Origin of the sequence: Mesorhizobium sp. ANAO-SY3R2 (assembly GCF_042466635.1) — a bacterium.
Lineage (GTDB): Bacteria > Pseudomonadota > Alphaproteobacteria > Rhizobiales > Rhizobiaceae > Aminobacter.
The window spans coordinates 1910413-1931273 of the sequence record NZ_CP159955.1; the positions used below are offsets into that span (position 1 = coordinate 1910413).

Consider the following 20861-nt stretch of genomic DNA (forward strand, 5'->3'; position numbering starts at 1 on the left):
CAACAAGAAACAAGTCGGCCGTCGCCCTCGTCGGCTATTCCCCACGCTCCTGCCGGCGCTTGGCCCAGTAGTCGAGACGCTTCTTCACGTCGCGCTCAAAACCGCGTTCGTTCGGCACGTAGAATTCCGGACGGTTCGGTCCGGCCAGTTGCTCAGGCAGAAACTCCTGCCCCGAAAAGGCATCGGGGTAGTCGTGATCGTATCTGTAGCCCTCGTGGTAACCAAGCTCCTTCATCAGCTTGGTCGGCGCATTCAGGATGTGTTTCGGCGGCGCCAGCGACCCTGTCTGCTGGGCAAGCGCTATCGCCTGGTTGAACCCCATATAGGCGGCGTTCGACTTGGGTGCGGTTGCCACGTAGGTAATCGCCTGCGCCATGAACAGGCGCCCCTCGGGCCACCCAACCCGCTCGAACGCAGTCCACGCGGCCACCACCTGTGGCATGGCCTGCGGATCAGCCATGCCGACATCTTCGGATGCGGCGCAGGCCAGCCGGCGGAATATGGTGCCCGGGTCCTCGCCGCCCACCATCATACGCGCAGCCCAATACAATGCGGCCTGCACGTCGCTGCCGCGCAGGCTCTTGTGGAAGCAACTGAGCAGATTGTAGTGCTCTTCCTGCCCCTTGTCGTAGACGGGGGCCCGCTTCTGGACCGTTTCGGCCAACGCAGCCACATCCAGCACCGTGCCGGCGGGAAGCGACAGCAGCTCCTCACAGAGCCCGATCAGATAGCGTCCGTCACCGTCAGCCATTGTCAGCAGCGCTTCGCGCGCGTCCGGATCGAGGGGCAATTTCTTGCCGGTGTGGGCTTCCGCACGTTCTGCCAGTATGGCGAGATCGTCCCTCTCGAAGCGCCGGAGCGTGTAGACCTTGGCGCGCGACAACAATGCCGCCACCAGGCTGAAACTCGGGTTTTCGGTAGTTGCTCCGATCAGGACAATCGTCCCGTCCTCGACATGCGGCAGCAGCGCGTCCTGGGTCGTGCGGTTGAAGCGATGCAGTTCGTCGACGAAAACCACTGTCTGACGCCCTGCTCCGCTGCGCAACTGCTTGGCGGCGTCGATGACCTTTCTGAGATCCGCGACCCCCGAAAGCACCGCCGAAAGCTGGACGAAATCGAGACCAGCTTCCTTGGCGACCAGTCTGGCAATGGTCGTCTTGCCGACGCCGGGAGGTCCCCAAAGGATGAACGAGGAGACCTTGCGGGTCTTGATCATTCGACCGATCGGACCTTCGGGACCGAGCAAATGGTCCTGTCCGACAACTTCGCCGAGCCGCTGCGGCCGAAGTGTTTCGGCAAGTGGACGCGGAACGGTCTCGTCGAAAAGGGAGTTCACGGCCTCATCCTCCCCGCGATCCGTCTATCACACACGCAATCTGCAGCCGTAGTTCCACGCATGGTGTCGCAGCATACCACACTCAGTAGCGCAGCATCTGCCGCATGATGCGACCGCCGCGCTCCACCGTGAAGCGCCACCAGCGGCTGTCCTGCTCGGAGATCTGCTTGAGCTTTGCGACCGTGTCGATCTGCTCGCCGTTGACCTCGCGCACGATATCGCCCCGCTGGAAGCCGAAATTGGCAGCCGGCGAACCACTGTCGATACCAACGATCGCGATCCCCTTGGTATCGGTGGAAACCCTTAGGCGCTGGGCCAGCCGCGGCGACAACTCGGCGACCTTGGCGCCGGCAAACGGGCTACGGCCGCGCAGGGTCTCTTCGACTGTGTTGGCACCCTCAGGAGCACGCTCAAGCGACACCTCGACGGACTTCTCCTCGCCCTTGCTCAGCACCGACAGCGTCGCCTTCGCCCCGATCGTCTGTGTGGCAAGACGGTAGTCGAGCGCTTCCATGTGCTCAATCGGGGTGCCGTTGAACGACAGGACGACGTCGCCCGGCTTGAGACCAGCTCGGGCGGCGGGACCATTCTCTTCCACCGACGAGACCAAAGCGCCTGACGGATGGTCCATGCCGAGCGATTCAGCGATCTGCGGTGTCACCGCTTCGAAGGAGGCTCCTACATAGGGCCGCTCGAAGAACTCCGCACCTGACTTGGCGGCATCGGTGAAGGCGCGGACCATGTTGGAAGGAATGGCAAATCCGATGCCGATCGACCCACCGGTGCGGCTGAAGATGGCTGTATTGATGCCGACGAGCTGGCCGCCCATATTGATCAGCGCCCCACCCGAATTGCCGGGATTGATGGCAGCGTCGGTCTGGATGAAGAAACTGGAATCAGAGACGCCGATGTGCGTCCGCGCCAGTGCGGAAACGATGCCGCTCGTCGTCGTCTGGCCGACGCCGAATGGATTGCCGATGGCCAGCACCAGGTCACCGACCTCCAGGGCATCGGAGTCGCCGATGGCGATCGTCGGGAACGGCTTGTCGGAGTCGATCTTCAGTACAGCGAGATCGAGCGTGTCGTCCTTGAGCAGCACCTTGCTGGTGAATTCCCGCCCGTCAGACAGCGCGACCTTCACCTGATCTGCGTCCTGTACGACATGGTTGTTGGTAACGACGATGCCGCTCGGATCCACCAGAACGCCGGAGCCGAGGGACGACCGCTGGCGCGGCGCACCCCGACCGAAGAACTGTTCGAAGAACGGATCGCCCTCGAAGGGCGAGCGTGCCTTCACCTGCTGGGAAGCATAGACATTGACCACCGCTGCAGCCGTTTCCTTGACCAGCGGGGCGAAGGAGAGCTGCATCTCCTCACGACCGAAGGGTACGCGGCGGTCTGGAGCGGGTGCAGGCGCTCCGCCTGCTTTGCCGCCGTTGAGCAGATCGGTCAGCACATCGGACAGGCCAGGGTCCTGACTTGGTTTTGCTTCCTGGGCGGGTGCAGCGCCGGCAAAGGCCAGCGACGCGCAAAGCACCATCAGGAAAAATCTCTTCGCGCGCATGGCGAATCCTCCAACGCATAGTTGGCGCCATTGTCCCGACGATTGTGCAAAATGAAAGGCTGTTGGACCTTGGAAAGCGCTTATTTCCGCATAGTTGGCATACCTTGCGGAAGGAACGCTGCAGCTTGGCGCGCGCCCCAAAAACAAAAGGGGCCGCGAGGGCCCCTTCGGTTCATTCAGAAAGCCTGGAAGCTTATGCGGCTTCGGCTTCGTTGGCCGCTTCGGCTTCTAGACGAGCGCGGTCACCGGCGCCCTTTGCCGAGGTGTCGCGATCGACGAACTCGATCACCGCCAGCGGGGCGTTGTCGCCGTGACGGAAGCCTGCCTTCATGATGCGCAGGTAGCCACCGTGGCGCTCGGAATAGCGCGGAGCGATGGTGTCGAACAGGCGCTTGACGATGTCCTCGTTGCCGATCTGTGCAATCACCTGACGGCGAGCGTGCAGGTCGCCGCGCTTGCCGAGGGTGACCAGCTTCTCGACGATCGGACGGAGGTCCTTCGCCTTCGGCAGGGTGGTAACGATCTGCTCGTGCTCGAGCAGCGAGACGGCGAGGTTTGCAAACATCGCCTTGCGGTGGCTGGAACTACGGCTGAACCGGCGGCCGGCAAATCCATGGCGCATGGTTCTTCTCCTTTGAGTCTGGTTCTAGAGGCCTGGGCCTCAGTATTGATCTTCGTAGCGCTTGGCGAGGTCTTCGATATTTTCCGGCGGCCAGTCCTGCACTTCCATACCGAGGTGCAGGCCCATTGCGGCGAGGACTTCCTTGATCTCGTTGAGCGACTTGCGGCCGAAATTCGGCGTGCGCAGCATCTCGGCTTCCGTCTTCTGGATGAGGTCGCCGATGTATACGATGTTGTCGTTCTTGAGGCAGTTGGCCGAACGCACCGAAAGCTCGAGTTCGTCGACCTTCTTGAGCAGCGCCGGGTTGAAGGCGAGCTCGGTGACCTGCTCGGCCGCGGCTTCCTTCTGGGGCTCCTCGAAGTTGACGAACAGCGCAAGCTGGTCCTGCAGGATGCGTGCGGCAAAAGCCACAGCGTCCTCACCCGAAATCGAACCGTCGGTCTCGATGGTCATGGTCAGCTTGTCGTAGTCCAGAACCTGGCCCTCACGGGTGTTCTCGACCTTGTACGAAACCTTCTTGACCGGCGAGTAGAGGCTGTCGACCGGGATCAGGCCGATCGGAGCATCTTCCGCGCGGTTGCGCTCGGCAGGCACGTAGCCCTTGCCGGTATCGACCGTGAACTCCATACGGATCTCGGCGCCCTCGTCGAGGGTGCAGATGACGTGGTCGGGGTTCAAGATCTCGACATCGCCCACGGTCTGGATATCGCCAGCGAGCACGGCACCCGGGCCCTGCTTGCGAACGACCATGCGCTTGGGACCATCGCCTTCCATGCGGATGGCGATTTCCTTGATGTTGAGCACGATGTCGGTCACGTCCTCGCGAACGCCTGCGATCGAGGAGAACTCGTGCAGAACGCCGTCGATCTGGACGGCCGTAACGGCAGCACCACGCAGCGACGAGAGCAGCACGCGACGCAGCGCGTTGCCCAACGTCAAACCGAAGCCGCGCTCAAGCGGCTCGGCGACCAGCGTGGTCAGCGTCTTCTTCTTTGACGAGAACTCGATCTTGTTTGGCTTGATCAGTTCCTGCCAGTTTTTCTGGATCATGTTCGCTTCCTTCCGTTAGCCCGACACCATCCAATCGTGACGGGCGACCTGGAAGCCGCAGCGCGCGCCGGAAGCGCTCGCGCGGCGATGAAATAGCTTAGACGCGACGCTTCTTGCGCGGACGGCAGCCATTGTGCGGGATCGGCGTCACGTCGCGGATCGACGTGATGGTGAAACCCGCAGCCTGCAGAGCGCGCAGAGCCGATTCACGACCCGAACCGGGACCGCAAACTTCGACTTCGAGCGTGCGCATACCGTGTTCCTGGGCCTTCTTGGCAGCGTCTTCAGCGGCCATCTGGGCGGCGAACGGGGTCGACTTGCGCGAACCCTTGAAACCCTGGGCACCGGCCGACGACCAGGCAATCGCGTTGCCCTGCGCGTCGGAAATGGTGATCATGGTGTTGTTGAAGGTCGAATTGACGTGAGCAACACCCGAAGAAATGTTCTTGCGTTCGCGACGACGAACGCGAGCGGCTTCCTTAGCCATGGTAGTCCTTTCAGTTGATCTCTTCACCGCCGTAACGCCAGCGGCTACACCAGCCTGGATTTATGGTGTCAGGCCGAACACCCGCCTAAAAAAGGCGAAACCGGCGGGCCGAGACCCGCCGGAAACCAATTACTTCTTCTTGCCGGCGATTGCCTTGGCCGGGCCCTTGCGGGTACGCGCATTGGTATGCGTGCGCTGGCCGCGAACCGGAAGCGAACGACGGTGACGGAGGCCGCGGTAGCAGCCGAGGTCCATCAGGCGCTTGATGTTGATCGAGACTTCGCGACGCAGATCGCCTTCGACCTGGTAATCACGGTCGATCGTTTCGCGAATCGCCAGAACTTCGGCGTCGGTCAGCTGGTTGACGCGACGTTCGGCCGGGATGCCGACCTTCTCGACGATCTCCGCTGCGAACTTCTTGCCAATGCCGTGAATGTACTGAAGCGCGATCACAACGCGCTTGTTGGTCGGGATATTTACGCCGGCTATACGAGCCATCTTTCAACTCCATTTGGGCCGGACCGTGCCGGCGCTTCAAGTTACCCCGCGTCCGGTGGAGGCCGGCCCTTGCGAGTTTTCCGTATCAATGCAAGCCCGCGCCTAATAGGCAATCAGATTCACACATGAGTGGAAGACGGGCCGCCATACTCCAGCTTTGCCCGTCCGTCAAGTTCGCAAGCGTTAGTTGCCCAACGTCTCCGCGAGAACCGCCTCGATCTGAGCGGTCACGTCGTCCATGTCGGACATGCCGTCGACCTGCTTCAACAGGTCGTTGGCATAATAGTAGCCGATCAACGGAGCGGTCTTCTTGTAGTACTCGCGCAACCGCTCGTCGAACACCTCGGCATTGTCGTCCTTGCGTACGGGCTGGCCGGCGGCCTTCGCCTCTTCGGCACGCTTCAGGATCCGACCGACCAGCGCCTTGTCGTCAACGACGAGTTCGACGACCACATCCAGATGCATGCCCCGTTCAGCCAGCATATCGGCAACGGCGTCGGCCTGCACCAGCGTACGCGGATAGCCATCGAGGATGAAGCCACGGCCACAATCCTCCTGATCGATACGCTCGGCGACGATGGCGTTGACGATCTCGTCGGAGACGAGTTCCCCCGCATCCATCACGGCCTTGGCTCGCTTGCCGACATCAGTCTCCGCCTTGACCGCCGCACGCAGCATGTCACCGGTGGAAAGCTGAGGAATGCCGTATTTCTCGACCAGCCTCTGCGCTTGCGTCCCCTTTCCCGCCCCGGGCGGTCCAAGCAATATCAGCCTCATCTTCCCCTCTTACCTCCACGGAGCTTCGACTTCTTGATCAGCCCCTCATACTGGTGGGCAATCAGGTGACCCTGGATCTGCGCCACCGTGTCCAGTGTCACATTGACGACGATCAGAAGCGAAGTACCACCGAGGTAGAACGGAACGCCGGTCGCCGAGATCAGGAACTCGGGCAGCAGGCAGATGACGACCAGATAGGCCGCACCGATGACGGTGATACGCGTAAGCACGTAGTCGATGTAGTCGGCGGTCCGCTCACCCGGACGATAGCCGGGGATGAAGCCCGAATGCTTCTTCAACTGGTCGGCCGTGTCTTTCGGATTGAAGACGATCGCCGTGTAGAAGAAGGCAAAGAACACGATCATCGCGGCATAGAGCGCCATGTAGAGCGGCTGGCCGTGGCCAAGCGCGGCCATGATGGTGCTCACCCAGCCCGGCAGGTTCGTCGTGCTAGAGAACCCTGCGACGGTAGCCGGCAGAAGCAGCAGCGACGAAGCGAAGATCGGCGGAATGACGCCCGCAGTGTTGAGCTTCAGCGGCAGGTGCGAGGTGTCGCCCTGGAACATGCGGTTGCCGACCTGGCGCTTCGGATACTGGATCAGAAGGCGGCGCTGCGCACGCTCGAAGAACACGATGAGCGCAATGACGACGATTGCCAGGACGATGATCGCGAGAATCAGGCCGGTCGAAAGTGCACCGGTGCGTCCGAGTTCCAGCGTGCCGCTGATCGCGCTGGGCAGACCGGCGACGATGCCGGCGAAGATGATCAGCGAAATGCCGTTGCCGATGCCGCGGGCGGTGATCTGCTCGCCGAGCCACATCAGGAACATCGTGCCGCCAACAAGCGTGATAACCGTCGAAGCACGGAAGAACATGCCCGGGTCGGAGACGATGCCGTTGCCGCCCTCAAGCCCGACCGAAATGCCGTAGGCCTGCACGAGCGCCAGAAGCACGGTACCGTAGCGAGTGTACTGGTTGATGACCTTGCGGCCCTGCTCGCCTTCCTTCTTCAGCGCTTCAAGCGACGGGATGACCGACGTCATGAGCTGCATGATGATGGAAGCGGAGATGTAGGGCATGATGCCCAAGGCGAAGATCGCCATGCGCTGCACGGCGCCGCCGGCAAACATGTTGAAAATGCCAAGCACGCCGCGGCTCTGCTGAGTGAAAGCCTGCGCGAATGCGTCGGGATTGATTCCGGGAAGCGGAATGTAGGTGCCGAGGCGATAGACCAGCAGCGCCCCCAGCGTAAACCAGATACGCTTCTTGAGGTCTTCGGCCTTAGCGAAGGCTGCGAAATTTAGGTTGGATGCTAGTTGCTCAGCAGCCGATGCCATTCAGGATTCTCCGCTTGGTCACGCCGCTATGCCGCAGATGGGCGCGGCGCGTGTCACCGAAGCCACGAGATAGGCTCCGGACGGCAAACATGCAAGCGGCGGTATCTCTACCGCCGCCTGCTTGATCAGCCTTTTACTCGGCGGCTGCCACTTCTGGCAACTTCACCGATCCTCCAGCCTTCTCGATCTTCTCGATCGCCGGCTTCGAAGCGCCGGCGACATCAAAGGCCACCTTGGCCTTCAGTTCGCCGTCGCCGAGGATGCGGACGCCGTCCTTGACGCGGCGAATCACGCCGGCCTTGACGAGAGCTTCCGCAGTCACGGTCTCTTTCGCGTCGAGCTTCTTCGCATCGATCGCGACCTGAATGCGGGCCAGCGAAACGGTGTTGTAGCTCTTGGCAAAAATGTTGGTGAAGCCGCGCTTCGGCAGGCGACGATAGAGCGGCATCTGGCCACCCTCGAAGCCGTTGATCGCGACGCCTGAACGGGCCTTCTGACCCTTGACGCCGCGGCCGCCGGTCTTGCCGGAGCCCGAGCCGATACCACGGCCAAGACGCTTCTTGGCGTGGGTCGAGCCGGCGTTGTCACGCAGTTCGTTGAGTTTCATCTTCTATCTCCTGCGCTCGGCTTACGCCTCGTCCACAACGCGGACGAGATGCTGGACAGCCGCGATCATGCCACGCACGGAGGGAGTGTCCTCCAGGGTGCGCTTGCGATGCAGCTTGTTGAGGCCGAGGCCGACCAGCGTAGCACGCTGTTCCTTCGGCCGGCGGATCGGGCTGCCGATCTGCTCGACGGTGATGGTCTTCGATTCTTTCTTGGCCATGGTCTTTTATCCCTGGTCCGAGCGACTATTCTTCTGCCGCAACCGCGGTGCCGCGGCGCGCCTGAAGCGTCGAGTACTTGATGCCGCGCTGTGCAGCCACATCCTTCGGATGCATCTGGCTCTTCAGCGCTTCGAAGGTCGCGCGCACCATGTTGTACGGGTTCGACGAACCCATCGACTTGGCGACGACGTCGTGCATGCCGAGCGTCTCGAAGACGGCGCGCATCGGGCCACCGGCGATGATACCAGTACCCTGCTTGGCCGAGCGCAGCAGCACGCGGCCAGCGCCCCACCGGCCTTCAACGTCATGGTGCAGAGTGCGGCCCGAACGGAGCGGCACGAAAATCAGGTCGCGCTTTGCCGATTCGGTCGCCTTGCGGATGGCTTCCGGCACTTCGCGCGCCTTGCCATGACCAAAGCCAACGCGGCCCTTCTGGTCGCCAACGACGACGAGAGCTGCGAAACCGAAGCGACGGCCGCCCTTGACGACCTTGGCAACGCGGTTGATGTGGACGAGCTTGTCAACGAATTCGCTGTCGCGCTCTTCCCGGTCACGGCTGCGCTCGCGGCCGCCGTCCCTACGTTCTTGTGCCATATTCCTATCCTTGTTTTTTTCCGGAAGCACGGGGGTTAAAAACCAAATCCGGCGTCTATAGCGTCGCCGGATTCATTGCAACTGTTCAGTAATGCGGCGCAGCGCCACGCGCTACGCCGAACACTGCATCAGAAGTTAAGGCCACCCTCACGGGCAGCCTCGGCAAGCGCCTTGACGCGGCCGTGATAGATGTAGGCGCCACGGTCGAAAACGACGTCCTTGACGCCGGCCTTCGCTGCGCGCTCGGCGATCAGCTTGCCCACTGCAGTAGCAGCAGCGGTGTCGGCGCCGGTCTTCAGCGTGCCCTTGAGATCCTTCTCGAGGGTCGAAGCAGCAGCCAGCGTACGGCCGTTGGTGTCGTCGATGACCTGAACGTAGATGTTCTTCGACGTGCGGTGAACCGACAGGCGCGGACGGCCGTTGGCGACCTTCTTGATCTGGCGGCGGATGCGCGACGAGCGACGCAGAGTGGTTTCTTTCGAAGCCATAATAGTAGTTCCTTGCCTTCTGAAACGGGCGCGGCCATCTGCGGTAAGCCGAAATGCTTCCCGCGACCGCGCACCGCGGCGTTGTTGTTACTTCTTCTTGCCTTCTTTGCGGACGATCTTCTCGCCAGCATAGCGCACGCCCTTGCCCTTGTAGGGCTCGGGACCGCGGTATTCGCGGATCTCGGCGGCGACCTGGCCAACCTGCTGCTTGTCGATGCCAGCAATGATGATTTCAGTCGGCTTCGGCACCGTGATGGTGATGCCTTCCGGGGTCTGGTACACCACGTCATGGCTGAAGCCAAGCGCGAGCTGCACGTTCCTGCCCTGGAGCGTCGCACGGTAGCCGACGCCGGTGATCTCGAGCTTCTTTTCGAAGCCGTCCTTCACGCCGGTCAGGATATTGACGATCTGGGTACGCGACATGCCCCACTTGGAGCGGGCGTCCTTCGAGTCGTCGCGCGGCTGCACGGCGATCTCGCCGTTTTCCATCGTGACCAGAACTTCGTCGTTGACCACGAACTTCAACTCACCCTTGGGGCCCTTGGCCGTAACGGTCTGGCCGTTGACGGACGCGGTTACACCCTGCGGAAGCTGAACGGGTTTCTTGCCAATACGAGACATTGTCTTGTCCTCGTCCTTTCTTGTTTCAGCCTACGCAGATCAGAAGATCTGGCAGAGGATTTCCCCGCCGACGTTCTGTTCGCGCGCTTCGTGGTCGGCCATCACGCCCTTCGGGGTCGAAAGGATCGAGATGCCGAGGCCATTGGCGACCGGCGGAATGGACTTGGACGAGACGTAGACACGGCGGCCCGGCTTGGAAACACGCGCGATTTCGCGGATCACCGGCTGGCCGTCGAAGTACTTCAGCTCGATCTCGATTTCGGACTTGCCGTTTTCGAAATCGGTCTGGCTGTAGTCGCGAATGTAGCCTTCCGCCTTCAGAACGTCGAGAACGCGGGCGCGCAGCCGGGACGCAGGCGTCGACACGGTCGACTTCTTGCGGCCATAGGCATTGCGGATACGGGTCAGCATATCGCCGAGAGGATCACTCAAAGACATATCAAATGCTCCTTACCAGCTCGACTTGACCAGGCCCGGGATCTGGCCGGTGGAACCGAGGTCGCGAAGTGCGATACGCGACATCTTCAGCTTGCGATAGTAGGCGCGCGGGCGGCCGGTAACTTCGCAGCGGTTGCGGATTCGAATCTTGGCCGAATTGCGCGGCAGCGCGGCGAGCTTGAGCTGCGCGCGGAAGCGTTCCTCGATCGGCTTGGACTGATCCATGATGACGTCCTTGAGGGCCTTACGCTTGGCAGCGTACTGGTCCACAAGCTTGCGGCGCCGGTTGTTCTTCTCGACTGAGCTGGTCTTTGCCATTTCAGATTTTTCCTTTGCTCGCTGCCGTTACTGCCGGAAGGGGAAGTTGAAAGCCTTGAGCAGAGCCCGGGCTTCGTCGTCCGTCTTGGCGGTCGTGCAAACGATAATGTCCATACCCCACATCTGATCAACCTTGTCGTAGTTGATCTCGGGGAACACGATGTGCTCCTTGAGGCCCATAGCGTAATTTCCGCGGCCGTCAAAGCTTTTCGGGTTCAGGCCACGGAAATCGCGAACGCGCGGCAGCGCAATGTTCACGAGACGGTCCAGGAATTCATACATGCGCTCCTGGCGCAGCGTGACCTTGGCGCCGATCGGCATGTTCTCGCGAACCTTGAAGCCGGCGATCGACTTGCGGGCGCGGGTGACAACCGGCTTCTGGCCAGCGATCAGCGCCAGGTCCTCGGCAGCAACGGTCGGCTTCTTCGAATCAGCCGTGGCTTCGCCGACGCCCATGTTGAGCACGATCTTTTCGATGCGCGGGATCTGCATCACGTTGTCGTACTTGAACTGTTCCTGCATCGCCTGGCGAATGGTCTCGTTGTAGACCTTCTTGAGACGCGGCTCGATGGTTGCCTTAGCCATTGATGACTTCTCCCGAACGCTTGGCGACACGCACCTTCTTGCCGTCCTGCTGGATCTGGAAACCGACGCGGGTCGGCTTGCCATCCTTGGGGTCGGCGAGCGCGATGTTCGACAGGTGGATCGGCGCTTCCTTGGTGATGATCCCGCCCTCTTGGGTCTGGGACTGCTTCTGGTGGCGGCGGATCATGTTCACGCCGCGGACGAGCGCGGTGTCTTCCTTCGGCTGAACCGCCAGCACCTCACCGGTGCGGCCCTTGTCCTTGCCGGCCAGAACGACAACCTTGTCGCCTTTACGGATCTTCTGCATTGTACCGGCTCCTTACAGCACTTCGGGCGCGAGCGAGATGATCTTCATGTGGTTCTTGGCGCGGAGTTCGCGCGGAACCGGCCCGAAGATACGCGTGCCGATCGGTTCTTTCTTGTTGTCGACGAGAACGGCCGCGTTCTTGTCGAAACGGATCACGCTGCCGTCCGGACGACGGATGTCCTTGGCCGTGCGAACCACGACCGCCTTCATCACGTCACCCTTCTTAACGCGGCCGCGCGGAATGGCTTCCTTGATCGACACCACGATGATGTCGCCAACAGAGGCATACTTCCGCTTCGAGCCGCCCAGCACCTTGATGCACATGACACGACGCGCGCCGGAATTATCCGCGACGTCGAGGTTTGTTTGCATCTGAATCATGACTGGCCGCCTTCTTCTTTTCTAACGGGATGGGCCATCGCCCTCCCCGGCTTGTCCAAAATTCGTTCGTTATTACGCCTGGTCCGAAGACACAACGACCCAGCGCTTGTCCTTGGAGATCGGCTTCGACTCCTGGATGAACACGGTGTCGCCGACCTTGTGGGCGTTGTTTTCGTCGTGCGCCTTGTAGTTCTTCGACATACGCACGGTCTTCTTCATTACCGGGTGCGTGAAGCGACGCTCGACCTTGACGACGACCGTCTTCTCGTTCTTGTCGCTGACGACGGTACCCTGCAGGATGCGCTTTGGCATGGTTCTCGTCCTTAAGCCTTCTTGCCGGCCGCTTTTTCGGCCGCGATGGTCTTGATACGCGCGATGTCCTTACGAACTTGCTTAACGCGCGCAGTCTTTTCCAGCTGACCGGTCGCCTTCTGGAAGCGCAGGTTGAACTGCTCCTTCTTGAGGCTGCCGAGCTCGTCGGTGAGCTGGTCCTGGGTCTTCGTCCTGATGTCCGAGGCTTTCATGATCAGCCCTTCCTTATTCTGCGATGCGCTGAACGAAGCGCGTCCTGACCGAGAGCTTGGCTGCGCCGAGACGCAGCGCCTCACGCGCCACTTCTTCGGAAACGCCATCGATCTCGAACATCACGCGGCCGGGCTTGATACGGCAGGCCCAGTAATCTACGGCGCCCTTGCCCTTACCCATACGGACTTCGGTCGGCTTCGACGTGACCGGCACGTCCGGGAAAATACGGATCCAGACGCGACCCTGACGCTTCATTTCGCGGGTGATCGCGCGGCGGGCCGCCTCGATCTCACGCGCGGTGACGCGGTTCGGCTCAAGCGCCTTCAGTCCGAAGCCGCCGAAATCCAGGTTGGTGCCACCCTTCGCGGTACCGTGGATGCGGCCCTTGAACTGCTTACGGAACTTTGTGCGCTTTGGCTGCAGCATCGTTCTAACTCCAAATTCCTATGCGTGTCAGGCGTTTTCGCGACGGCGGCGCTCAGGACGCTCGCCAGCATGCGAATGATCGCCTTCGGTTGCGCGACGCTCGGAAGCCATCGGGTCGTGCTCGAGGATCTCGCCCTTGAACACCCAGACCTTGACGCCGCAGATGCCGTAGGCAGTCTGGGCTTCGGCCGTGCCGTAGTCGACGTCAGCGCGCAGCGTGTGCAGCGGCACGCGACCTTCGCGGTACCACTCCATACGAGCGATTTCAGCGCCGCCGAGACGGCCCGAGCAGTTGATTCGGATGCCTTCGGCACCGAGGCGCATGGCCGACTGCACGGCGCGCTTCATGGCGCGACGGAAGGCGATGCGGCGCTCGAGCTGCTGGGCGATCGACTGCGCGACCAGCGTGGCGTCGGTCTCCGGCTTGCGAACCTCGACGATGTTGAGGTGCGTCTCGGACTTCGTCATCTCGGTCAGCTTCTTGCGAAGCTTCTCGATGTCGGCGCCCTTCTTGCCGATGATCAGGCCCGGACGTGCTGCGTGAATGGTCACGCGGCACTTCTTGTGCGGACGCTCGATCACGATCTTGGAGATCGCGGCCTGCTTCAGTTCGGCCTCAAGATACTTGCGGATCTTGATGTCCTCGTGGAGCAGCTGGCCGTACTCACCGGTGTTGGCGTACCAACGCGAGTCCCAGGTGCGGTTGATGCCGAGGCGGAGACCGATCGGATTGATTTTCTGGCCCATTATGCGGCCTCCCCTTTCTCTTCGACTTCACGAACGACGATCGTGAGGTGCGAAAACGGCTTCTCGATGCGGCTTGCACGGCCACGGCCACGAGCGTGGAAACGCTTCATGACGATCGACTTGCCGACATAGGCTTCCGCCACCACCAGCGCATCGACATCGAGGTCGTGATTGTTTTCCGCATTCGCGATAGCCGATTCGAGGGTCTTTTTAACCGTTCCGGCGATGCGCTTGCGCGAAAATTCGAGATCGGAGAGCGCGGTAGCAACCTTCTTGCCGCGGATCAGTGCCGCAACCAGATTGAGCTTCTGCGGGCTGACGCGGATCGTGCGGAGGACTGCACGTGCCTCATTGTCAGCAAGCCTGCGCGGAGCTTTGGCCTTGCCCATGTTACTTCCTCTTCGCCTTCTTGTCCGCGCCGTGACCATAATAGGTCCTGGTGGGCGCGAACTCACCGAACTTGTGGCCGACCATGTCCTCGTTCACGGAGACCGGGACGTGCTTTTGGCCGTTATAGACACCGAAGGTGAGACCGACGAACTGCGGCAGGATGGTGGAGCGACGGCTCCACATCTTGATCACCTCATTACGGCCGCCTTCACGCACCTTGTCTGCCTTCTTGAGCAGATAGCCGTCGATGAACGGGCCTTTCCAGACTGAACGAGTCACTGGGCTTACCTCTTATTAGCTCTTGCGCAGATGACGCGAGCGAACGATGAACTTGTCGGTCGCTTTGTTGGACCGCGTCTTCTTGCCCTTGGTGGGCTTGCCCCACGGGGTAACCGGATGGCGACCACCGGACGTACGGCCTTCACCACCGCCGTGCGGATGGTCGACCGGGTTCATGGTGACGCCGCGGTTGTGCGGACGCTTGCCACGCCACACCGTGCGGCCGGCCTTACCGTCGTTGATGTTGCCGTGGTCCGGATTGGACACGGCGCCAACGGTGGCGATGCACGAACCGTGGACGATACGCTGTTCACCCGAGTTGAGGCGCAGGATCGCCATGCCCTGGTCGCGGCCCACGAGCTGTGCGTAGGCGCCAGCCGAACGGGCAACCTGACCGCCCTTGCCCGGCTTCAGCTCGATGTTGTGCACGATCGTGCCGACCGGCATCGAAGCGAGCGGCATGGCATTGCCCGGCTTCACGTCGACCTGTTCGCCAGCGATGATCTTGTCACCGGCCTGCAGCCGCTGCGGAGCAATGATGTAGCTCAGCTCGCCGTCGTCGTACTTGATCAGCGCGATGAACGCGGTGCGGTTCGGATCGTACTCCAGACGCTCAACCGTACCGACCACGTCGAACTTGCGACGCTTGAAGTCGATGATACGGTAGGTCCGCTTGTGACCACCACCGATGAAGCGCGCCGTGATCCGGCCGTAGTTGTTACGGCCGCCCGACTTCGTCAGGCCTTCGGTCAGGCCCTTGACGGGCTTGCCCTTGTGGAGACCCGAGCGGTCGACGATGACCAGCTGGCGGGTGCTCGGCGTTGTTGGCTTGAATTTCTTAAGTGCCATTGTCCTGTCCTCGCGGCCTTGCTCAGAGACCCGTCGCGACGTCGATCGACTGGCCGTCGGCCAGCGTCACGATCGCCTTCTTGACGTCGCTCTGGCGGCCGATCGTGCCGCGGAAGCGCTTCACCTTGCCCTTGCGGACCAGGGTGTTCACAGCCATCACCTTGACGCCGAACAGCGCTTCAATGGCAGCCTTGATCTCGGGCTTGCTTGCCTTCTTGGCGACATTGAAGACGATCTGGTTCTGTTCAGAAGCCATGGTCGACTTTTCGGTGATCGCCGGGGAGACGATCACGTCGTAGTGGCGGAGATCCGTCATTTGAAGCGCTCCTCGAGAGCCTCGACGGCGGCCTTCGAAAGGACCAGCGTGCCGCGGCGCAGAATGTCGTAGACGTTGATGCCCTGGATCGGCAGGACATCGATGTTCGGGATGTTCGTCGCCGCACGCTTGAAGTTCACGTCAAGCTCGGCGCCGCCGATCACCAGGGCGTTGGTCAGGCCGAGAGCCGCGAAATTCGCGATCAGAGCCTTCGTCTTGGCCTCGTCGAGCTTCAACTCGTCGACGATGATCAGGTTTGATGCCTTCAGCTTGGCCGACAGGGCGTGCTTCAGGCCGAGAGCGCGGACCTTCTTGGGAAGGTCGTGCTCGTGGCTGCGAACGACCGGGCCGTGGGCCTTGCCGCCGCCGCGGAACTGCGGAGCGCGTGCCGAATGGTGACGAGCGCGGCCCGTACCCTTCTGCTTGTACATCTTGGCGCCGGTCCGTGCGATGTCCGCACGGCCCTTGGCCTGATGGGTGCCCTGCTGCTTCTTGGCCAGCTGCCAGCGCACGACGCGCTGCAGGATGTCTTCGCGGGGATCAAGGCCGAAGATCTCTTCCGAGAGCTCAACCTTGCCGGCATCCTTGCCTGCGAGGGTTGTAATCTTGAGGTCCATTATTCCGCTCCCTCATTGGCCGCAGCCTGTTTGCTGGCAGCGCGGATAGCGGCCGGCTTCGGCGCGTTCTCCGGAAGCGCCACCTTGGCGGCGTCGCGAACCAAAATCCATGCGCCCTTGGTGCCCGGAACCGCACCGCGGATCAGGATCAGGCCGCGGTCGGCATCCGTCGAAACGATCTCGACGTTCTGGGTGGTGACGCGAACGTCGCCCATGTGGCCGGCCATCTTCTTGCCCTTGAACACCTTGCCTGGATCCTGGCGCTGGCCAGTCGAACCATGGCTACGGTGCGACACCGAGTTACCGTGGGTAGCGCGGCCGCCACCGAAGTTGTGCCGCTTCATGACACCCTGGAAGCCTTTACCGGTCGAAGTGCCGGTGACGTCGACCTTCTGGCCGGCGACGAAGTGCTCAACAGTAATCTCGGCGCCAATGTCGAGCATGTTGTCGGCGGAAACGCGGAACTCCGCGAGCTTCGCCTTGGGCTCGACCGAGGCGGCAGCAAAATGACCGCGCATGGCCTTCGACGTATTCTTCACCTTGGCAAGCCCGACGCCGAGCTGAACAGCCGTGTAGCCATTCTTCTCCTGCGTGCGCTGGGCCACGACCTGGCAGCTCTCCATGCGGAGAACGGTGACGGGAACGTGTTCGCCAGCGTCGTTGTAGACGCGGGTCATTCCCACCTTCTGTGCAATAACACCTGAACGCATCGGTTCGTTTTCCTTCAGAGGAGCCGTTTGGCGTTAACCGCGCGGCTCATGTTAGCTCTTAGAGCTTGATTTCGACGTCGACACCTGCGGCGAGGTCGAGCTTCATCAGAGCGTCGACGGTCTGCGGGGTCGGATCGACGATGTCGAGCAGACGCTTGTGCGTGCGCATCTCGAACTGCTCGCGGCTCTTCTTGTCGACGTGCGGCGAGCGGTTCACCGTGAACTTCTCAATCCGCGTCGGCAGCGGAATGGGGCCGCGTACGTTGGCGCCGGTGCGCTTTGCGGTCGACACAATTTCACGCGTCGAAGCGTCGAGAACCCGGTGATCAAACGCCTTGAGGCGAATGCGGATATTCTGTCCGTTCATGGTCACTTCCTTGTTCTGGCGCGGCGCGGGCGTATTCCCGCCCGCGACAGATCGTTAATTCGGATTATTCTTTGATCGAAGCGACGATGCCGGCGCCGACGGTGCGGCCACCTTCACGGATAGCGAAGCGCAGCTTCTCTTCCATGGCGATCGGCACGATCAGCTCGACATCGACGGTGATGTTGTCGCCGGGCATGACCATCTCGGTGCCTTCCGGCAGCGTCACGATGCCGGTCACGTCAGTCGTACGGAAGTAGAACTGCGGACGGTAGTTGGTGAAGAACGGCGTATGACGGCCACCCTCTTCCTTGGTCAGGATGTAGGCTTCAGCAACGAACTTCTTGTGCGGCTTGACGGTGCCCGGCTTGGCCAGAACCTGGCCGCGCTCGACGTCTTCACGGCCAACGCCACGGATCAGCGCGCCGATGTTGTCGCCGGCCTGGCCCTGGTCGAGCAGCTTGCGGAACATTTCAACGCCGGTGCAGGTCGTCTTCGAGGTCGGGCGGATGCCGACGATCTCGAGTTCCTCGCCAACCTTGACGACGCCGCGCTCGACGCGACCAGTGACCACGGTGCCGCGGCCCGAGATCGAGAACACGTCTTCGATCGGCATCAGGAACGGACGGTCGATCGGACGCTCAGGCGTCGGGATGTATTCGTCGACAGCAGCCATCAGCGCGCGGATCGCGTCTTCGCCGATCTTCTTGTCGCCGTCCTGCAGTGCCGCAACAGCCGAACCCTTGATCATCGGGATGTCGTCGCCGGGGAACTCGTACTTCGACAGAAGTTCGCGAACCTCGAGCTCGACCAGCTCGAGCAGCTCTTCGTCGTCGACCAGGTCGACCTTGTTGAGGAACACCACCAGCGCCGGCACGCCGACCTGACGGGCGAGCAGGATGTGCTCGCGGGTCTGCGGCATCGGGCCGTCGGCAGCCGACACGACCAGGATCGCGCCGTCCATCTGGGCAGCACCGGTGATCATGTTCTTGACGTAGTCGGCGTGGCCGGGGCAGTCGACGTGAGCGTAGTGGCGCGCAGGCGTCTCGTACTCGACGTGCGCCGTCGAAATCGTGATGCCGCGGGCCTTCTCTTCCGGCGCTGCGTCGATCTGGTCGTAGGCCTTGAACTCGCCGAAATACTTCGTGATCGCCGCCGTCAGCGACGTCTTGCCGTGGTCGACGTGACCAATCGTGCCAATGTTCACATGAGGCTTATTACGCTCGAATTTACCTTTTGCCATGTGAGGTCTCCATTCCTGCTAGCCCGATAAGGGCGTTGAATTAATAAAACGCTGAAATTCCTTGGAATTACGCGTATTTTTTCTGAACTTCCTGAGCGACCGCAGTCGGGACCGCCTCATAGTGGTCGAACTGCATCGTGTACTGGGCGCGGCCCTGCGACATCGACCGCAGACTGTCCACGTACTTGAACATGTTGGCCAGCGGGACCATGGCGTTGACGACGACGGCGATACCACGGCTCTCCTGGCCCTGGATCTGGCCACGGCGGCTGTTGAGGTCGCCGATGACGTTGCCGACGTAGTCTTCCGGCGTCACAACCTCGACCTTCATGATCGGCTCGAGCAGCTGGACACCCAGCTTCGGAGCAGCTTCACGAAGGCAGGCGCGACCGGCGATTTCGAAGGCCAGCACCGAAGAGTCGACGTCGTGGTAGGCACCGTCGATGAGCGTCGCCTTGACGCCGATCATCGGGAAGCCAGCGAACGGACCCGAGGAAAGAACGCTGCGGAGGCCCTTGTCGACACCCGGGATGTATTCCTTCGGAACAGCACCACCGACGATCTTCGACTCGAAGACGAAATCTTCGCCCTCGGGATTCGGCTCGAACACGATCTTGACGCGAGCGAACTGACCGGTACCACCCGACTGCTTCTTGTGGGTGTAATCCTGTTCGTGCTGACGGGTAATCGTCTCGCGATAAGCCACCTGCGGCGCACCGACGTTGGCTTCAACCTTGAACTCGCGACGCATGCGGTCGACGAGAATGTCGAGATGCAGTTCGCCCATGCCGGCGATGATGGTCTGACCCGACTCTTCGTCCGACTTGACGCGGAAGGACGGATCCTCGGCCGCCAGACGGTTGAGCGCGAGGCCCATCTTTTCCTGGTCGCCCTTGGTCTTCGGCTCGATGGCGATCTGGATAACCGGCTCGGGGAACTCCATGCGCTCGAGGATGACCGGGTTCAGCGGATCGCACAGCGTGTCGCCGGTGGTCGTTTCCTTGAGGCCCGCCAGAGCGACGATATCGCCAGAGAACGCTTCCTCGATGTCGGCGCGCGAGTTGGAGTGCATCTGCAGCATACGGCCGATGCGCTCTTTCTTGCCCTTCACGGTGTTCTCGAGCGAGATGCCCTTGGTGAGCTTGCCCGAATAGATGCGGCAGAAGGTGAGCGAGCCGACGAACGGATCGTTCATGATCTTGAACGCGAGCATCGACAAAGGCTCTTCGTCCGACGACTTGCGGGTCATCTCGGCTTCGGTCTTGGGATCGATGCCCTTGATGTCGGGAACTTCGTTCGGAGCCGGCAGGAAGTCGATGACGGCGTCGAGCAGCGGCTGGACTCCCTTGTTCTTGAACGCGGTGCCGCAATAGACCGGATGGAACTTCACGCCAATCGTGCCGAGGCGGATCAGTTCGCGGATCTTGTCGTTGTCCGGCAGGACGCCTTCGAGGTAGGCTTCCATGGCCGCCTCATCCATCTCCACCGCCGCTTCGATCATCTTCTCGCGGTACTCTTCGGCCTTCGCCTGAAGATCGGCCGGGATCTCGATGACATCCCACTGTGCGCCGAGCGACTCGTCGCGCCACACCAGCGCCTTCATCTCGATCAGATCGACAACACCCAGGAAGTCGCTCTCGGCACCGATCGGCAGCTGCATGGCAACCGGGATCGCTCCGAGACGCGAACGGATCATGTCGAGGCAGCGATAGAAATCGGCACCGATCTTGTCCATCTTGTTGCAGAAGATCATGCGCGGGACATGATACTTCTCAGCCTGACGCCAGACCGTCTCGGTCTGCGGCTCAACGCCGGCATTCGAATCGAGCAGCGCGATGGCGCCGTCGAGAACGCGGAGCGAACGCTCGACCTCGATGGTGAAATCGACGTGTCCCGGCGTGTCGATGATGTTGAAACGACGCGTCTTGCCGTCACGGCCCTTCCACGACGTGGTCGTGGCAGCGGACGTGATGGTGATGCCGCGCTCCTGCTCCTGCTCCATCCAGTCCATGGTGGACGCACCATCGTGCGTCTCGCCCATTTTGTGGCTCTTGCCCGTGTAATACAGGATACGCTCGGTCGTCGTGGTCTTGCCGGCGTCGATATGCGCCATGATACCAAAATTGCGGTAGTCTTCGATCTTATATTCGCGGGCCATGGGAGGT

At 61.5% G+C, this 20861-nt stretch carries 31 protein-coding genes; all 31 read right to left on the reverse strand.

Annotated features, from left to right (window positions below):
* Positions 1-34: 34 nt before the first annotated feature.
* A complete protein-coding gene (locus ABSY17_RS13995; RefSeq protein WP_378951710.1) occupies positions 35-1336 on the reverse strand; it encodes a replication-associated recombination protein A in 1302 nt (433 codons plus the stop codon).
* A gap of 82 nt (positions 1337-1418) precedes the next feature.
* A complete protein-coding gene (locus ABSY17_RS14000; RefSeq protein ID WP_378951712.1) occupies positions 1419-2900 on the reverse strand; it encodes a DegQ family serine endoprotease in 1482 nt (493 codons plus the stop codon).
* A 193-nt stretch (positions 2901-3093) separates the two neighbouring features.
* Positions 3094-3522, reverse strand: coding sequence for a 50S ribosomal protein L17 (gene rplQ / locus ABSY17_RS14005; protein WP_378951716.1), 429 nt, complete (start codon positions 3520-3522; stop codon positions 3094-3096).
* A gap of 39 nt (positions 3523-3561) precedes the next feature.
* Complete coding sequence (locus ABSY17_RS14010; RefSeq protein WP_378951719.1) at positions 3562-4572, reverse strand: DNA-directed RNA polymerase subunit alpha; 1011 nt, start codon at positions 4570-4572, stop codon at positions 3562-3564.
* A gap of 97 nt (positions 4573-4669) precedes the next feature.
* Positions 4670-5059 (reverse strand): 30S ribosomal protein S11, encoded by a 390-nt coding sequence (gene rpsK / locus ABSY17_RS14015; RefSeq protein ID WP_018427863.1) that lies wholly within the window; start codon positions 5057-5059, stop codon positions 4670-4672.
* A 129-nt stretch (positions 5060-5188) separates the two neighbouring features.
* Positions 5189-5557 (reverse strand): 30S ribosomal protein S13, encoded by a 369-nt coding sequence (gene rpsM / locus ABSY17_RS14020; RefSeq protein ID WP_115732096.1) that lies wholly within the window; start codon positions 5555-5557, stop codon positions 5189-5191.
* Between the two features lie 183 nt (positions 5558-5740).
* Positions 5741-6334, reverse strand: coding sequence for an adenylate kinase (locus ABSY17_RS14025; RefSeq protein WP_378951724.1), 594 nt, complete (start codon positions 6332-6334; stop codon positions 5741-5743).
* On the reverse strand, positions 6331-7671 hold the full coding sequence (gene secY / locus ABSY17_RS14030; RefSeq protein ID WP_378951727.1) for a preprotein translocase subunit SecY: 1341 nt from the start codon (positions 7669-7671) through the stop codon (positions 6331-6333). The genes ABSY17_RS14025 and secY overlap by 4 nt, the downstream gene beginning before the upstream one ends.
* 133 nt (positions 7672-7804) lie before the next feature.
* Positions 7805-8278: a 50S ribosomal protein L15 gene (gene rplO / locus ABSY17_RS14035; protein ID WP_378951730.1), complete on the reverse strand. Its 474-nt coding sequence runs from the start codon at positions 8276-8278 to the stop codon at positions 7805-7807.
* Positions 8279-8299: 21 nt separating this feature from the next.
* Positions 8300-8497 (reverse strand): 50S ribosomal protein L30, encoded by a 198-nt coding sequence (rpmD, locus tag ABSY17_RS14040; RefSeq protein ID WP_378951732.1) that lies wholly within the window; start codon positions 8495-8497, stop codon positions 8300-8302.
* Positions 8498-8522: 25 nt separating this feature from the next.
* The gene (gene rpsE, locus ABSY17_RS14045; protein ID WP_378951735.1) at positions 8523-9092 is read right to left on the reverse strand and encodes a 30S ribosomal protein S5; all 570 of its coding nucleotides are present in this window, start codon (positions 9090-9092) and stop codon (positions 8523-8525) included.
* A 128-nt stretch (positions 9093-9220) separates the two neighbouring features.
* Positions 9221-9580 carry a 50S ribosomal protein L18 gene (gene rplR / locus ABSY17_RS14050; protein WP_378951738.1) on the reverse strand — a complete coding sequence of 120 codons (360 nt, stop codon included), beginning with the start codon at positions 9578-9580 and terminating at the stop codon, positions 9221-9223.
* Between the two features lie 87 nt (positions 9581-9667).
* Positions 9668-10201 carry a 50S ribosomal protein L6 gene (rplF, locus tag ABSY17_RS14055; RefSeq protein WP_378951740.1) on the reverse strand — a complete coding sequence of 178 codons (534 nt, stop codon included), beginning with the start codon at positions 10199-10201 and terminating at the stop codon, positions 9668-9670.
* 39 nt (positions 10202-10240) lie between these two features.
* Complete coding sequence (rpsH, locus tag ABSY17_RS14060; RefSeq protein ID WP_067961896.1) at positions 10241-10639, reverse strand: 30S ribosomal protein S8; 399 nt, start codon at positions 10637-10639, stop codon at positions 10241-10243.
* Positions 10640-10651: 12 nt separating this feature from the next.
* A complete protein-coding gene (rpsN, locus tag ABSY17_RS14065; RefSeq protein WP_378951744.1) occupies positions 10652-10957 on the reverse strand; it encodes a 30S ribosomal protein S14 in 306 nt (101 codons plus the stop codon).
* A gap of 27 nt (positions 10958-10984) precedes the next feature.
* Positions 10985-11542 (reverse strand): 50S ribosomal protein L5, encoded by a 558-nt coding sequence (rplE, locus tag ABSY17_RS14070; protein ID WP_378951747.1) that lies wholly within the window; start codon positions 11540-11542, stop codon positions 10985-10987.
* Entirely contained in the window at positions 11535-11849 is a 315-nt protein-coding gene (gene rplX / locus ABSY17_RS14075; protein WP_378951750.1) for a 50S ribosomal protein L24, read from the reverse strand. Before rplX ends, rplE begins: the two co-directional genes overlap by 8 nt.
* Positions 11850-11861: 12 nt before the next feature.
* Entirely contained in the window at positions 11862-12230 is a 369-nt protein-coding gene (gene rplN, locus ABSY17_RS14080) for a 50S ribosomal protein L14 (RefSeq protein ID WP_006205457.1), read from the reverse strand.
* A gap of 72 nt (positions 12231-12302) precedes the next feature.
* Positions 12303-12542 (reverse strand): 30S ribosomal protein S17, encoded by a 240-nt coding sequence (gene rpsQ / locus ABSY17_RS14085; protein WP_018427850.1) that lies wholly within the window; start codon positions 12540-12542, stop codon positions 12303-12305.
* 11 nt (positions 12543-12553) lie between these two features.
* Positions 12554-12754 carry a 50S ribosomal protein L29 gene (gene rpmC / locus ABSY17_RS14090; RefSeq protein ID WP_378951754.1) on the reverse strand — a complete coding sequence of 67 codons (201 nt, stop codon included), beginning with the start codon at positions 12752-12754 and terminating at the stop codon, positions 12554-12556.
* Between the two features lie 13 nt (positions 12755-12767).
* On the reverse strand, positions 12768-13181 hold the full coding sequence (gene rplP, locus ABSY17_RS14095; RefSeq protein ID WP_055976423.1) for a 50S ribosomal protein L16: 414 nt from the start codon (positions 13179-13181) through the stop codon (positions 12768-12770).
* A 27-nt stretch (positions 13182-13208) separates the two neighbouring features.
* Positions 13209-13928 (reverse strand): 30S ribosomal protein S3, encoded by a 720-nt coding sequence (gene rpsC / locus ABSY17_RS14100; RefSeq protein WP_378951757.1) that lies wholly within the window; start codon positions 13926-13928, stop codon positions 13209-13211.
* On the reverse strand, positions 13928-14317 hold the full coding sequence (gene rplV / locus ABSY17_RS14105; protein WP_018427846.1) for a 50S ribosomal protein L22: 390 nt from the start codon (positions 14315-14317) through the stop codon (positions 13928-13930). The genes rpsC and rplV overlap by 1 nt, the downstream gene beginning before the upstream one ends.
* 1 nt (position 14318) lies before the next feature.
* Positions 14319-14597 (reverse strand): 30S ribosomal protein S19, encoded by a 279-nt coding sequence (gene rpsS, locus ABSY17_RS14110; RefSeq protein WP_035032279.1) that lies wholly within the window; start codon positions 14595-14597, stop codon positions 14319-14321.
* A 15-nt stretch (positions 14598-14612) separates the two neighbouring features.
* Positions 14613-15446, reverse strand: coding sequence for a 50S ribosomal protein L2 (gene rplB / locus ABSY17_RS14115; protein WP_378951762.1), 834 nt, complete (start codon positions 15444-15446; stop codon positions 14613-14615).
* 22 nt (positions 15447-15468) lie between these two features.
* Entirely contained in the window at positions 15469-15762 is a 294-nt protein-coding gene (locus ABSY17_RS14120; RefSeq protein WP_378951765.1) for a 50S ribosomal protein L23, read from the reverse strand.
* The gene (gene rplD, locus ABSY17_RS14125) at positions 15759-16379 is read right to left on the reverse strand and encodes a 50S ribosomal protein L4 (protein WP_378951768.1); all 621 of its coding nucleotides are present in this window, start codon (positions 16377-16379) and stop codon (positions 15759-15761) included. The genes ABSY17_RS14120 and rplD overlap by 4 nt, the downstream gene beginning before the upstream one ends.
* A complete protein-coding gene (rplC, locus tag ABSY17_RS14130; RefSeq protein WP_378951771.1) occupies positions 16379-17089 on the reverse strand; it encodes a 50S ribosomal protein L3 in 711 nt (236 codons plus the stop codon). Before rplC ends, rplD begins: the two co-directional genes overlap by 1 nt.
* A gap of 58 nt (positions 17090-17147) precedes the next feature.
* Complete coding sequence (rpsJ, locus tag ABSY17_RS14135) at positions 17148-17456, reverse strand: 30S ribosomal protein S10 (protein ID WP_006205468.1); 309 nt, start codon at positions 17454-17456, stop codon at positions 17148-17150.
* A gap of 64 nt (positions 17457-17520) precedes the next feature.
* Complete coding sequence (gene tuf / locus ABSY17_RS14140; RefSeq protein ID WP_378951774.1) at positions 17521-18696, reverse strand: elongation factor Tu; 1176 nt, start codon at positions 18694-18696, stop codon at positions 17521-17523.
* Between the two features lie 67 nt (positions 18697-18763).
* Positions 18764-20854 (reverse strand): elongation factor G, encoded by a 2091-nt coding sequence (gene fusA, locus ABSY17_RS14145; protein ID WP_378951777.1) that lies wholly within the window; start codon positions 20852-20854, stop codon positions 18764-18766.
* Between the last annotated feature and the right edge of the window lie 7 nt (positions 20855-20861).